This is a genomic window from Rhizobium sp. NFR03, from assembly GCF_900111275.1.
In the GTDB taxonomy this organism is placed as follows: Bacteria; Pseudomonadota; Alphaproteobacteria; order Rhizobiales; family Rhizobiaceae; genus Ferranicluibacter.
The window spans coordinates 661,803-675,082 of the sequence record NZ_FOGR01000001.1 but is presented as its reverse complement, the minus strand read 5'-3'; the positions used below and the strand labels follow the sequence as shown (position 1 = coordinate 675,082).

Genomic DNA, 13,280 nt, shown 5'->3' with positions numbered 1-13,280 from the left:
CTTTCGCCACGCCCGCCTGCTCGGGACCATGGCGGGCGGCATGCATGGGGTCAAGCGAAGCGAGGGTTGCAAGCCCCATGATTCACTGGTTTTTCCTTGCAAGCCGGCCCTGCCTCTCCTACCTCCATATCACAGGCGCCATGCGGCGCTCCAACCGCGATCCCGGAGGGACATCATGACGACGACAGGCGCAAACCGCATTCTCGACGATCTTGCCAAGCTGATGACGGACGCGGCCGGCGCGGCGCAAGGCGTGCGGCGCGAGGCGGAGACGATGTTCCGGACGCAGGGCGAGCGCATCCTCAACACGATGGATGTGGTCAAGCGTGAGGAATTCGAGGTTGTGCGCGAGATGGCGCTGCGGGCCCGCGAGGAAAACGACGCCCTTCTGGCGCGCGTCGCTCTTCTGGAAGCACGTCTCGCCGAAAAGGGCTGATCGACCTTTTCGATGGCTTTATTCCGAGAAGCGGGGAGGGTGTTTCTCCGCTTCCTTGCCTGCTGGCGACACTTGCGTCGCCGTTACGGGCGGCTCCACTGCCTCATGGCAGGCTTCGTGCGGTCGAAATCGCGAAAAAATTCGACCCTGTGGACATCCCTAAAAAACGCAATCCGCTGAATCCTTTACTGACTCAGGCTGAATCAGTTTCCAAAGCTCTATCCACAGCTGCGACGCCTTTTTCGGACTGTCGGGGCTGGCGTGCAGACTCCGGCGTTATACACTGATTTTACAAGATGATTCGAAACGGGTCACACGAGATACGGGCAGAGTCATCGGTTCGACCTCGTCGTGCGTTCGTCGATCATTCCATGTTGTTTCCGGTGTCGTCGGGCTTGTGGGGCTTCGCGTGAGAACGCGATGGCGCATGCCACGCTGGAACTTTGAAGGTGAAGCATGAGCCTCGTAGAACTGGAACTGCAGCGTCAATCCAATCCGGTCGATATGATCGAGTTCGTCGCGGCCAACAACGACTGGACCTTCGAGCGTTCCGGTGAAGACGAGATCGCGATGACGGTGGAGGGCAAGTGGTCCGATTACCACGTCTCCTTCTCGTGGATGGAGGAATTCGAAGCGCTGCATCTTGCCTGCGCCTTCGACATCAAGGTTCCCGAAAGTCGCGTCAACGAGGTCATCCGGCTTTTGTCCCATATTAACGGCCAGGTGCTGATGGGCCATTTCGATCTCTGGCGTCAGGAAGACGTCGTCATCTTCCGCCAGTCGCTGTTGCTGTCTGGCGGCGCGGAACCGACGAACCGTCAGGTCGAGGTTCTGTTGTCGAGTGCGCTCGACGCCTGCGAAAGCTATTTTCAGGCATTTCAGTTCGTGGTCTGGTCCGGCGTCGATGCCGAGCGCGCGGTCGAGGCCGTGATGTTCGAAACGGTTGGAGAAGCCTGAGCGTGGCGGCGAGCGGTATGGGCCCGATCGTCCTCGTGGGCGCCGGCAATATGGGCGGCGCCATGCTCGCCGGCTGGCTGAAAAGCGGCATCTCCGGAGCGGATGTGCTGGTGCTCGATCCCGGTCCGGCACCGGCAATGGCCACGCTGATCGCAGAACACGGTGCGCGTCACGTAACATCGGCGCCGGATGGCGTGACGGCATCCGTGCTGTTCCTCGCGGTCAAGCCGCAGGTCATGGACGCCGTGCTGCCCGGTCTTTCCGCTCTTGTCGGGCCGCAGACCGTCGTGGTGTCGGTCGCTGCCGGCAAGACGCTCGGTTTCCTCCAGTCTCATCTCGGCGACGTCGCCATGGTGCGCGCCATGCCGAATACGCCGGCGATGATCGGCCGTGGCATTACCGGCGCCTTTGCCAATGCAAAAGTCGGGGAAGATCAGCGTGTCCGCGTCAACGACCTCCTGAAGGTGTCCGGTCCGGTCGAATGGGTCGATAGCGAGGCGGATATCGATGCGGTGACCGCGCTCTCGGGCAGCGGGCCGGCTTATGTTTTCTATCTCGTCGAATGCATGGCGGAAGCCGGTCGCAAGGCCGGGCTTCGGGCGGACCTCGCCATGCGTCTCGCACGGGAAACCGTCGCGGGGGCTGGCGAACTGCTTCACCAGTCCCCCGATGACGCCTCGAAATTACGCCAGAACGTTACATCTCCCGGCGGCACCACGGCCGCAGCTCTTGCCGTTCTGATGGCCGAGGACGGCATGCAGCCGCTGTTCACATCTGCCATTGCCGCCGCGCGGCAGCGGGCGGAAGAACTGGCCAACTAGAATTTGCGGTGAGGACGGACCCGATGAGCGACACGATTAGCTATGGTGATTTCGAGCGGGTCGACATTCGCACCGGTACGATCGTCGAGGCATCTGCCTTTCCGGAAGCGCGCAAGCCCGCCATCAAGCTGGTCATCGATTTCGGTCCGGACATCGGCCTGAAGAAATCTTCCGCGCAGATCACGGTCCATTACGATCTCCAGACACTGGTTGGACGACAGGTCCTCGGTGTCGTCAACTTTCCGCCCCGGCAGATCGGACCATTTCAGTCCGAAGTTCTAACGCTCGGGTTCGAGGACGAGGCCGGCGCCATCGTTCTCGCCACGTCCGAGAAGCCGGTTCCGAACGGTCGAAAGCTTCTCTAGTCTCGATGACATTTCCTGCCGTTGGCAGAAGCGAATTCTCCGTTTCGGGGAGCGGCGCTCTGTGTCCTGATCGAATCTTTCGGGACGCAAAGCAGCGTTATGTCCGATTTCGACGGAAGGACTCGTTAACCTTAGATACCGCTAATTTTACTATTGCCTCTTTAGAAAAACATTAATTTAACGGCGGTAGCGTTTTTAGCGCAACCATTGAAGGCGCATGTCGTGCGGACGAGACGTAATACCAAGTGTCGATGATAGAAACCTATAGGTTCCTATCATCGACACTTGGTATAAGTCGGTTCAGTCTGGATGAAGGACGCGCTTTTGTTTGCTCCTCGTTGCTACAGGAGAGCTAAATGGAAGAGAATCGACGTAAACCCCGTATGAGAACGTTCAAATCGGGACTTCTCGTCTTCAATGAGGGACGATCAACACTCGATTGCGTCGTTCGTAATATCTCGGAAGGCGGGGCCAAGCTTTCTTTCAATCAAGTTGCGGACATTCCGAATGTCTTTCATATCTCGCTGTCAGACGGTGCGAAGAAGACATGCCGGATCGTGTGGCGAAAGTCTCTGGATGTCGGCGTGTCGTTTGATGAGCCGGAGGATGCACCTGCGACGTCGCCTTCGGCCGAAGGCTTATGAATATCTCATCCAGCGGCCGCTTGGCTTGGACTTGTCGATCCCGTGTGATGGTCTTTGCGCTATGCCGTGCGATTCGGACACTCGGTAGAGATCTGCCTCACGCGGGGATTCGCGCGACAGCTCTCAATCCGCCAAGGGGACTGTCCGACAGTATGACGTTGCCGCCATGGCTTCTGGCGATATCGCGGGCGATGGACAGGCCGAGGCCGGTGCCGGTGCTATCGAGATTGCGGGCCTCGTCCAGACGGAAGAAGGGCTTGAACACGTCTTCACGGGCACGCTCGGGAATGCCCGGGCCATTGTCGTCAATGGTAACGGACAGCCAGCGCTGCCCGTGCCGCGCTTCGATATGGATCGTATCGGCATAGCGGTAGGCATTGGATGCGAGATTGAGGATGAGACGCGTGAAGGCGTTGGGCCGCACCTGTACCTCGTCGTCGCCTTCGATCACGGTGGTCAGTGTCTTGCCGTGCAGCTCGGCTTCGGCCGAGAGGCGGGTCATGACATCCGTCAGCTTCAGCGTTCCGACATCTTCCTCCGCCTCGCCACGCACGAAGGCCAGATAGCCTTCGAGCATGCTCTGCATGTCATCGACATCCTGGTTCAGCGGTTGCAGATCGGGGTGATCGCCGGCAATGGCGAGTTGCAGCTTGAAGCGGGTGAGGATGGTGCGTAGGTCGTGGCTAACGCCTGATAGCATCGTGGTGCGTTGTTCTATCTGCCGTTCGATCCGCTCGCGCATCTGAATGAAGGCCAGGCCTGCCCGGCGAACCTCCTCCGCGCCACGCGGCGAGAAATCATCGATCTTCTGCCCCTTGCCGAAGCTTTCGGCGGCGCGGGCCAGATGCAGGATCGGCCGGATCTGGCCGCGCAGGAACAGGATGGCGATGAGCAGAAGCACCAGCGACGCGCCGACCATCCAGACGATGAAGATATGTGTGTTGGAGGCGTAGGCGGCATTACGGCGAACGGTGACGCGCAGGATGCGGGCGCCATCGAGCTTGATGCGGACATAGACGTTGTCTTCGCTGGAGGACGTATCCAGCCAGAACGGAAGCTGCGTCTCCTGCCGGATTTCGTCGGAGAGAATGCGGTTGAGGATGTCGAAATACGGCTGCCGAACCGGCATCGGTAGTTCTCCGCCGTTTTCAAGCGAGATGACGAGCCCCAGCTGTCTTCGGGCGATCGACTCGATATCCGGATAGGAGGTGGACGGCATGGTGTTGATCAGGTCGATGACCGCAGCGATATCGGAGGTCACGGCCGCCGAAAGCCGCTGGGTGACCAGTTGCCAGTGCCGCTCCATGAAGACGAAAGCGACGATGGACTGGAGGAGCACCATCGGTATGATGACGATCAGCAGCGAGCGGGCGTAGAGCCCCATCGGCAAGTGCCGGCGGAGCCAGCGGGCGAGCGGGCTGCGTGGCTTTTCTCCGCGTTCTGTCTTCGTCTGGCGAACGGCCTCGATCATTGTCGTCCTCCGGTCTGCCCGGGATGGTGGTGTCTGTTCAAACGCGTGATGGCGCTGCTCGGCGGGACAGCATGGTTCAGTTGACAGCCAGCTTGTAGCCGATGCCGCGCACAGTCTGCAGCCAGACGGGGTTGGACGGGTCGTCCTCGATCTTGCGGCGTAAGCGGTTGATCTGGACGTCGATGGTGCGCTCGCCGACTTCCGTGTCGTCGCTGACGAGTTCGTGCCGGGGGATCGTCTCGCCCGCACGCTGGGAGAAGAGCATCATGATCTCCTGCTCGCGGTCTGTGAGGCGGATATGGTCCGCGCCGCGGCGCAACTCGCGCCGGACGACGGAGAAGGTGAAGGGCCCGAAAATCACCTGCTCCACCTTTGGCGGCTGGACCGGCGTGTTGCGGCGCAGGATGTTGTTGATGCGCAGGACGAGTTCACGCGGGTCGAATGGCTTCGGCAGATAGTCGTCGGCGCCGGCTTCCAGCCCCTCCACCCGCGCATTGGTCTCGGCGAGGGCCGTCAGCATGATGATCGGCACGGTCTTCAGACGGCGCAGGCTCTGCGTGAGCGAAATTCCTGTCTCGCCCGGCATCATGACATCGATGATCAGAAGGTCGAAGTCGATACCGGAAAGGCGGCGGCGGGCTTCGTCGGCATCGGCTGCGGTGGAAATACGAAAACCCTGCTCGACCAGATAGCGGTTGAGCAGATCGCGAATGCGGCGGTCGTCATCGACGATCAGAAGATGTGGCGCGTCGTCGGGGAGGGAGAATGGTTTTGTCATCGTCGTCGCTCTCTGGACCCTCTCCGGACAATTCCGGCTCATCGGAGCGGCTCCAGCTCCTTGTGTTCAACGCGGGGCCTGATAGCGGAGCCGTCAGGCTTGCCCGCATGGGCTTTAGACCGGACCTGTTCTCATGCTGGCGAGAAAGCGGCGAATGACATCGCGGCCGCCGGGCCCGACCTTTGTCAAAGCATCGGCTATGCGTTTCGACTGTGGCTCCGCCAAGGCCTTGGCCAATGCCTTGCCCTCGCGCGTCGTGTAGAGCATGCGCTGACGCCGGTCTTCCGGCCCCGCGACCTGATGGATGTAGCCGCCGTCGATCAACTGCTTCAGCACGCGTGCGAGGCTCTGCTTGGTGATCTTGAGTGTTTCCAGGAGGTCGGCCACCGTCATGCCGGGCTCACGATCGACAAAATGCAGCACGCGGTGATGTGCACGGCCGAAGCCGCGTTTTTCCAGAATGACATCGGGATCGGACGTGAAGTCGCGATAGGCAAAGAAGAAGAGCTCGATCAGTTCGTAATCAAGACCATTACGCTCCGCAGAGGGCTGCTCGGCAGGGCGCGTCTTCTCCGCGGAAGGAACGTGTTCAGCCAAAGGTGTCTGTTCTGCCAAATGCATGAATCCTGCGGATATGTGGTCTGATACGAGGGCGCGGTATCGCCGCGCTCCTGTAAGCTCATATGATACGTTCTGCTCTTTCTACCGTTTGCTCCGGCGCTCTGCCAGCAGGAAAGCGTGTTTGTTGCCGCTTTGCAACAGCGTGTTCCGGCTCGCTCGAAATAGCTGCTTTCCAGGACGGTCGGTCGGAACTTTTGTGACGGGAACTGCATTTCGGCGTCAAATACAAGGACCCGTGCCATGCAGATCGAAGCAACCTCACCTGCCTCCTCGACCGCCGAACAACTTCGCCCGGTCGTGATCACCGTCGTCCTCGCCAAGATCGCCGTCTTCGCCTTGCTGATGACGACGATCAACTACCCGGTCCTGCCAACCCTGAGCACAGGCGACACCCTGGAAATTGCAGCGATACGCTAGAACGCTCGCGCGATGACCCGTTAGACGGTCTCATCAGAGCGATTGCCTGTTTCCACGCCGCAGCGTTACCCTTATATCGGCTGAACGTCGCAATCTTGCCGGCAAGGCAAGCGTCGTTTGGTCGGATTGGCACCCCAAGATCTGGGCCTGCCACAGGCGAGGGTTCTTATGCTTCAGGCAGGCATTATTCCGGTTACGCATTTCCAGCAGAACTGCACAATCCTCTTCGATAGCGAAACGAAGGAAGGTGTCGTCGTCGATCCCGGTGGGGATGTGGATGTCATCCTGCAGACGGTGCGGGAGAATGGTATCGATCTGAAGGCCATATGGCTGACGCACGGTCATATCGACCATGCTGGCGGCGCCAAAGAATTGAAAGAGGCCACGGGTCTCGAGATCATCGGACCACATGAGGACGACAAGCCCCTTCTGGAGAAACTGGAAGCACAGGCAGAACGCTTCGGCCTGACGATGAAGGTCGAGAATGTCTTGCCGGACCGGTGGCTGTCCGACGGGGATACTGTTTCCTTCGGAACCCATGTCTTCGACGTCTTGCACTGCCCTGGCCACGCGCCGGGCCATGTCGTCTATGTCAATCAGCTTCAGCGTTTCGCCCATGTTGGCGATGTGTTGTTCCACGGGTCCATTGGTCGGACGGATCTACCGGGTGGCAATCACCAGCAATTGCTCGACTCGATCCGCACCAAGATCCTGCCACTTGGCGATGATTTCGGTTTCATCTGCGGCCATGGCCCCGGCGGGCAAATCGGCGAGGAACGTCGCACGAATCCTTATCTACGCGGCATCTGACAACGCATCTCAGATTTTCCATACAAAGAAGGCCACGCTTCCCGGAAGCGTGGCCTTCTTTGTAGGACGATACGCTGGCTGATCAGCCTGCGTTGCAGAAGTAGGAGCGACCGTCATAACCGACGAAGGTGCCCGTACGGGAGTCGAACGAGCGGTAGCGGTTCGAGCAGTAGCGGTACCAGGACGGAGACCAGGGCTCCAGCGAGCCGTAATTATTCACGACCACGGGGCGAGGGCGGCGATAGACCGGTGCCGGTTCGTAATAGTCGTCAGCTGGGGGGTCGATATAGACGCGCTCCTCGTTGCGATAGCGCGGCGCGCTCGCAATAGCGCCGCCGACGATCAGGCCGGTGGCAAGGCCGACGGCGCCGAGCGCCAGGCCGTCATTGCCGCGATGATGATGGCGACGATACCGCCAGTCGTCCGCATGCGCGGGCGTCATGCTCGGCAGCACTGCGGAGAGCGAGGCGATGGTAAGAACGGCAGCTTTGACCAAGGTTCTCATAGCGTTGATCCTGTCTCACGGGACGAAACGGCTCGCCCCTTACGATGACCTCACATTAGGTGAGCCAAACTGAATGCAGGGTGAACGGTTCGTTTTCATGGCAGACGGCCAGAAGCTCGTACGTTCCACGGCGAGAATGCCCGAATTCCGCGCACCTCAACCATGAATGGATAAAGGCAAACCTTTGTTGCGCGTGAGATCGGACGATCTACCTCTGGTAAAAACCCGGCATGAGAGCCGGGTTCCATCTTGGGGCCAAGGGCTGACGTCTCAGTCGGAGACGTTCAGGTTGACCGCCTTCGGTCCCTTGCCACGGCGGTCCGGCTCGGTGTCGTAGCTCACCTTCTGGTTCTCGTTCAGGCCATTGAGGCCCGACGCCTGTACGGCGGAAATATGGACGAAAATGTCCGCGCCGCCATTGTCAGGCTTGATGAAGCCAAAGCCCTTGTCGGTATTGAAGAATTTTACGATGCCAGTTTCGGCCATACGTCAGGTCCTTTTTCCCCTGCCCGGGTGCGGCGGGCAGTATTGCGAATGTGCCCATTGGGCGAGTGGCAGGCATGTCTCGACTGTGAGGAAAGGTCCCGTCATTCATGTCCCGTATCGGATCTACCGCTCCGACACGGGCCACCCGGAGAATTTTTGCGTCCCCGGTGCGCATTTATTCTTAAGGTCTTCCCGTGTTCGCAGATTGCCCGAACGCAGTAAACTTGCTGGGTTTATTTTCAATTGGCAAGCGAAAGTTTATTGAAACAAGTCAGCCGGTTGCGTTTGTCTAAATTCGGCGCAGCTGCCGATAAACCACGCTTTTACCCGCTGTATTGCAAGCTATTGAAAAGATTTTCGTTTGCGTGAAGGCTGGTTAAAAAAGGTGCGAAACGAGATGGAGGATGTCGCTTTCGTACGCGCGCACTCCAGGTTCGGTATGGCGCTACGAACCGGCAGGTGGACGTAAGATCGTGCTAACCCACTGATGAAACAGGAGTCTCGCTCGTTTTGCGGCGCCCGAGTTCGGGGACGATCTCCACCATCAGCATGGCTGCAAAGATGATAATGCCGCCAAGGTAACCGATGGGGGAGATGGTTTCACCCAGAAGCAACACGCCGAACAATGCTGCAAACAATGCTTCGCTCGACAGGAAGATCGCCGCTTGCGGAGCCGTGGTGTAGCGCTGGCCGACAACTTGCAGCGTGAAGGCAACGGCGCTGGCGAAGATGCCGGAGTATATCAATTCCGTCGCCGTCGCCCTGATCGCGTCGAGCGATATGGGTTCAAGAAACAGCGCGACGACCCCTGCGAGGACCGCGCAGGTCGCAAACTGAACGAGGGAAAGCGTAAAAGGGCGCCCGCTGGAATGCGCGAAGACCGCGATGAGGATGACCTGCACGGCGCAGAAGAGAGCGGCGAGAATGGTCAGGAGATCCCCACCCGTCAGCGCCGACAGAGCGCCACCCGACAGAAGGAAAATGCCCAGGAACGCCAATCCGGCAGCCGGCCAGATAACCCAGTGGGGACGGCGGCGCAGGAAGAGAACCGTGAGGATGGGGACGAGCACCACGTACAGTCCGGTGAGGAAGCCGGAATTTGCGACCGTGGTCGTCATGATGCCGACCTGCTGGGCGATGGCGGCAAGGAAGACAGCGCCGCCGATGGCGACGAAGCCGCGCATGTCTCGACGGCCGAGCGGCAGCGCCGCCCGACGGCTTTCGCGGAGCGCAAACGGCGCGAGGACGATCAGGGCGATGACGAAGCGCAGGCTCGTGAACCAGATCGGGCCGATGGTTTCCATAGCCGTGGATTGCGCGACGAAACCCGCGCCCCATATCGCTCCGGCAAGAAGAAGGACGAGATTGGCCTGAATGCGCGTCACGACCTGCTCCTCTGAACGCTTTCCTGACCGTTCGGCTAACAGGCAGGGCGTATCGTGGTATAAGCTCGCGCTAAAGTGCGGCGACAAAGATCGCCCCCGGGCCGGCAACGATGCGGCTCTGCAGGAAGAGGCCCTTTCCAACGAGCATCATGCCGGCGAGTGCGACGATGACGATTGCGGCGACAACAATGGTCTCCAGCGCGTTCAGGCCGGAGAGGAGGCCGAGGCGAGGCTGTTTATGATCGGGTTCGGAGGCCATGTCTTTCACGCTTCCCACGACAGGCCGCGGACCTGCCAGCGCCAGAGACCGAAGCTGACCGCAGCCATCGCAGCGCCGGCAAGCAGCATCAGGCCGATGGCGATATGGCGTTCGGCCGGCATGATGCGGCCGGGGAGGGAGAAGGCGCTGATGCTGGCAAGCTGGCGGGCCGAGAGGATGGCGCCCGTCGACATGCGATCCGGCTCCGTCAACGTCGCACCATCCAGCCAAAGCATCGGGCTGCTCACCGCCGAGCCCGTTGCCTCGATCAGCGCCGGTGGTTTGCCAAGAGGAAACAGGGCGTCATCCGCCTGCTCGATCGCCATTTCCGATCGCCACTGCATCTCGCCACTCTCTCCGGCAACCGCTCCGCCCGCAAAGGCAAGCGTCGCCGCGGTCGCAAAGCCAAAAACCGCGCGGCGTGTGGGCGGCGATAGGGCAGGCGGTGCGGAAACGGACATGACGGACCTCGATAGCAGGCGGCAGGGGGTTTGGCGGATATGATGTAAAAGGCGCTCCGAAATCGGCTTCATATCGACCGAATTGCGGCATGCTCCGGCAAATATCGTGGCAAAAATAAGGCGGGTGTATAGGGCGGAAATAACTGTTTTTATTAAGGAAAAATAAACCACTCAGGCAGGGTTCGCGCAAGCTCCCGCAAGCCGGAATTGAAGGCTGTGTTGCCTGATTCGCGAGTGGCATTGCATGCATCCATGCTGATGATGCGACCCATCAAACCTTGTCATGTCACGGGGTCGCGCGGCCTTTCTGCTTGAATTGACCGTCTACATTCGACATACAGCTAGCGCTCCAGGGCAATTCCTTGCCGGGGCATCCTTGTCGAAACCATCAGGACCGTCCCATCATGGCCTTTCTCGCCGACGCTCTTTCCCGTGTGAAGCCCTCCGCCACCATCGCCGTGTCGCAGAAGGCCCGCGAACTCAAAGCCAAAGGCCGGGACGTGATCGGACTTGGGGCCGGCGAGCCGGATTTTGATACGCCCGATAACATCAAGCAGGCTGCCATCGAAGCAATCCACCGCGGTGAGACGAAGTACACCCCGGTTTCCGGCATCCCGGAACTGCGCGAAGCGATTTCAAAGAAGTTCAAGCGCGAAAACAATCTCGACTACACCGCAGCGCAGACGATCGTTGGCACCGGCGGCAAGCAGATCCTGTTCAACGCCTTCATGGCGACGATGAACCCGGGCGATGAAGTTGTCATTCCCGCGCCGTACTGGGTATCCTATCCGGAGATGGTGTCGATCTGCGGCGGAACACCGGTGTTCGTCGAGGCGACGCAGGCCAATAAATTCAAGCTGACGGCCGAGGATCTGGACAAGGCGATCACGCCCAAGACGAAGTGGTTCATCTTCAACTCGCCCTCCAATCCGTCTGGCGCGGCCTATTCGCACGACGAGCTGAAGGCGTTGACGGACGTGCTGCTAAAGCATCCGCATGTCTGGATCCTTACCGACGACATGTACGAGCACCTGACCTATGGCGACTTCAAGTTCGCGACGCCCGTCGAAGTGGAGCCCAAGCTCTATGAGCGGACGCTGACGATGAACGGCGTTTCCAAGGCCTATGCCATGACCGGATGGCGCATCGGATACGCAGCCGGCCCGTTGGCGCTGATCAAGGCCATGGACATGATCCAGGGCCAGCAGACGTCGGGGGCCTGCTCGATCGCACAGTGGGCGGCCGTCGAGGCTCTCAATGGCACGCAGGATTTCATTCCCGAGAACAAGAAGATCTTCGAAGGCCGTCGCGATCTCGTGGTGTCCATGCTAAACCAGGCAACCGGCATCGAGTGCCCGTCGCCGGAAGGCGCGTTCTACGTCTACCCGTCGTGCAAGGGGCTGATCGGCAAGACGGCCCCCACGGGCAAGGTCATCGAGACGGACGAGGACTTCGTGTCCGAACTGCTGGAATCGGAGGGCGTTGCCGTCGTTCAGGGTTCGGCCTTCGGTCTCGGCCCGAACTTCCGCATATCCTACGCCACGTCGGAGGCACTGCTGGAGGAAGCCTGCAAGCGCATCCAGCGCTTCTGCGCGGCCTGCAAGTAAACAACGGATCAGGCGCGCCTTTTGACCATTGCCGGGCATCACAGGATCTACATCTGCTTCTTCCTGTTTGCCGTGGCGCTGGGGGCGTTGCTTGCGCGGATGCCCGACCTGCAGGTTGCCCTGCAGGTCGACAAGTCGGAACTCGGCCTGACCCTGATCGGAATGGCAATCGGCGCGCTGATTTCCCTGACCGTGTCCTCGCCGCTGATCGAGCGGCTTGGCCCGAAGATCACCGCTTATATCACCGTGATCGGTACGGCGGCCTGCTATGCCCTGGTGCCGTGGATGCCCGGTCCCGTCGGTGTGTTTGCCGTGCTGCTCGCGGCGGGCATGCTGGCCGGAGCTCTCGAAATCAATCTCAACGTCGAACTCGGACGCATCGAGGCGGCGACAGGTCGAAGCGTCATGAACCGCGCGCATGGCTGCTGGAGCCTTGGCTTCTTCGTGACGGCGCTGGCCGCCTCATTCATCCGCCAGTCCGGCGTGTCCATGCAGGTCCATCTTGGTCTAACTCTGCTTGCGGTGATCGTCTTGGGCTGGCTGGCGATCCGGGGGCTTGAGGCCGCACCGGTGGATGCGACGCATCTGCCGGAGGAGAAGGCGCCCACCTTCGCCTTTCCGACCGTCGGTCTTCTGCCGCTCTGCCTGATCGGTATCGCCGCGTTTCTGGTGGAGGGGGCCGGTATCGACTGGTCGGCCATCTATATGCGCGACGTGTTCCGGTCGGAACCCTTCGTCGGTGGGCTCGGGTTGACGCTTTTCACCTTCTTCATGGCGCTGGTCCGCATGGTCGCCGACCCCATCGTGGAGCGCTTCGGCAGCCGGGCGGTTGCTGCCTCACTGCTGGTCCTGTCGGCCATCGGCATTGCCGCCGTGGGGCTCTCTCCGCATCCCGCCGTTGCCCTCTTCGGCTTTGCGCTCATGGGAGCCGGCTGCAGCGCTATCTACCCACTGGCGGTTTCCGCCGCCGCCCAGCGCCGCGACCGCGCGCCGCACGTCAATGTCGCCTCGCTCGGGCAGGTGACGTTCATCATCTTCTTCTTCGCGCCGCCTCTGCTCGGTTTCGTCGCAGAGCATGCGGGCATCCGGGCGTCTTACTTCATCTGCCTGCCGCTGGTTGTCGCAGCTCTGTTCTGCGTGCCGGCGCTGAAGAGCGCTGCCGCTCGCGCCGCCTGAATGTTTGCGCGTATCCTGACGGACGGCATGAAAAAGGCCCGCATCGCTGCGGGCCTTTCCCTATCCGTCGGAGGCACAAAG

17 protein-coding genes are annotated in these 13,280 nt (G+C 60.4%); 9 read left to right on the top strand and 8 right to left on the bottom strand.

Annotated features, from left to right (window positions below; genetic code table 11):
- Positions 1–175: 175 nt before the first annotated feature.
- The 5 genes from BSG19_RS03170 (at position 176) to BSG19_RS03150 (ending at position 3,223) form a co-directional block, all read left to right on the top strand.
- Positions 176–436 carry an accessory factor UbiK family protein gene (locus BSG19_RS03170; protein WP_092984755.1) on the top strand — a complete coding sequence of 87 codons (261 nt, stop codon included), beginning with the start codon at positions 176–178 and terminating at the stop codon, positions 434–436.
- Positions 437–892: 456 nt separating this feature from the next.
- Positions 893–1,393 (top strand): type III secretion system chaperone family protein, encoded by a 501-nt coding sequence (locus BSG19_RS03165; RefSeq protein ID WP_092934650.1) that lies wholly within the window; start codon positions 893–895, stop codon positions 1,391–1,393.
- Positions 1,394–1,410: 17 nt separating this feature from the next.
- On the top strand, positions 1,411–2,214 hold the full coding sequence (gene proC, locus BSG19_RS03160) for a pyrroline-5-carboxylate reductase (RefSeq protein ID WP_170865873.1): 804 nt from the start codon (positions 1,411–1,413) through the stop codon (positions 2,212–2,214).
- 23 nt (positions 2,215–2,237) lie between these two features.
- Positions 2,238–2,579, top strand: coding sequence for a tRNA-binding protein (locus BSG19_RS03155; protein ID WP_092984751.1), 342 nt, complete (start codon positions 2,238–2,240; stop codon positions 2,577–2,579).
- Between the two features lie 356 nt (positions 2,580–2,935).
- Positions 2,936–3,223, top strand: a complete 288-nt coding sequence (locus BSG19_RS03150) for a PilZ domain-containing protein (RefSeq protein WP_092984749.1) — start codon at positions 2,936–2,938, stop codon at positions 3,221–3,223.
- 97 nt (positions 3,224–3,320) lie between these two features.
- Here BSG19_RS03150 and BSG19_RS03145 read toward each other — a convergent pair whose 3' ends face one another.
- The 3 genes from BSG19_RS03145 to BSG19_RS03135 form a co-directional block, all read right to left on the bottom strand.
- Positions 3,321–4,694: an ATP-binding protein gene (locus BSG19_RS03145; RefSeq protein ID WP_092984747.1), complete on the bottom strand. Its 1,374-nt coding sequence runs from the start codon at positions 4,692–4,694 to the stop codon at positions 3,321–3,323.
- Between the two features lie 76 nt (positions 4,695–4,770).
- Positions 4,771–5,472: a response regulator gene (locus BSG19_RS03140; RefSeq protein ID WP_092984745.1), complete on the bottom strand. Its 702-nt coding sequence runs from the start codon at positions 5,470–5,472 to the stop codon at positions 4,771–4,773.
- Between the two features lie 114 nt (positions 5,473–5,586).
- Positions 5,587–6,069 carry a MarR family winged helix-turn-helix transcriptional regulator gene (locus tag BSG19_RS03135; protein WP_244529068.1) on the bottom strand — a complete coding sequence of 161 codons (483 nt, stop codon included), beginning with the start codon at positions 6,067–6,069 and terminating at the stop codon, positions 5,587–5,589.
- Between the two features lie 264 nt (positions 6,070–6,333).
- On the opposite strand from BSG19_RS03135, the gene BSG19_RS25965 reads away from it, so the two are divergent.
- Both BSG19_RS25965 and BSG19_RS03130 read left to right on the top strand, forming a co-directional pair.
- Entirely contained in the window at positions 6,334–6,510 is a 177-nt protein-coding gene (locus tag BSG19_RS25965; RefSeq protein WP_170865843.1) for a hypothetical protein, read from the top strand.
- Positions 6,511–6,678: 168 nt separating this feature from the next.
- Positions 6,679–7,320, top strand: a complete 642-nt coding sequence (locus tag BSG19_RS03130; RefSeq protein WP_092984741.1) for an MBL fold metallo-hydrolase — start codon at positions 6,679–6,681, stop codon at positions 7,318–7,320.
- Positions 7,321–7,402: 82 nt separating this feature from the next.
- On the opposite strand, the gene BSG19_RS03125 is transcribed toward BSG19_RS03130, so the two are convergent.
- From BSG19_RS03125 to BSG19_RS03105, 5 genes are all read right to left on the bottom strand, one after another.
- Positions 7,403–7,825 carry a BA14K family protein gene (locus tag BSG19_RS03125; RefSeq protein WP_092984739.1) on the bottom strand — a complete coding sequence of 141 codons (423 nt, stop codon included), beginning with the start codon at positions 7,823–7,825 and terminating at the stop codon, positions 7,403–7,405.
- A 270-nt stretch (positions 7,826–8,095) separates the two neighbouring features.
- Positions 8,096–8,311 (bottom strand): cold-shock protein, encoded by a 216-nt coding sequence (locus tag BSG19_RS03120; RefSeq protein ID WP_092984737.1) that lies wholly within the window; start codon positions 8,309–8,311, stop codon positions 8,096–8,098.
- Between the two features lie 476 nt (positions 8,312–8,787).
- Positions 8,788–9,696 (bottom strand): DMT family transporter, encoded by a 909-nt coding sequence (locus BSG19_RS03115; protein ID WP_092984735.1) that lies wholly within the window; start codon positions 9,694–9,696, stop codon positions 8,788–8,790.
- Positions 9,697–9,766: 70 nt separating this feature from the next.
- Positions 9,767–9,955 carry a hypothetical protein gene (locus BSG19_RS03110; protein WP_092984733.1) on the bottom strand — a complete coding sequence of 63 codons (189 nt, stop codon included), beginning with the start codon at positions 9,953–9,955 and terminating at the stop codon, positions 9,767–9,769.
- A gap of 5 nt (positions 9,956–9,960) precedes the next feature.
- Positions 9,961–10,416, bottom strand: a complete 456-nt coding sequence (locus BSG19_RS03105; protein WP_092984731.1) for a hypothetical protein — start codon at positions 10,414–10,416, stop codon at positions 9,961–9,963.
- A gap of 404 nt (positions 10,417–10,820) precedes the next feature.
- Between BSG19_RS03105 and BSG19_RS03100 the strand changes: the two genes are divergently transcribed.
- Complete coding sequence (locus BSG19_RS03100) at positions 10,821–12,023, top strand: pyridoxal phosphate-dependent aminotransferase (protein ID WP_092984729.1); 1,203 nt, start codon at positions 10,821–10,823, stop codon at positions 12,021–12,023.
- Positions 12,024–12,044: 21 nt separating this feature from the next.
- Positions 12,045–13,199 carry an MFS transporter gene (locus BSG19_RS03095; RefSeq protein ID WP_139274723.1) on the top strand — a complete coding sequence of 385 codons (1,155 nt, stop codon included), beginning with the start codon at positions 12,045–12,047 and terminating at the stop codon, positions 13,197–13,199.
- Positions 13,200–13,280 lie beyond the last annotated feature (81 nt).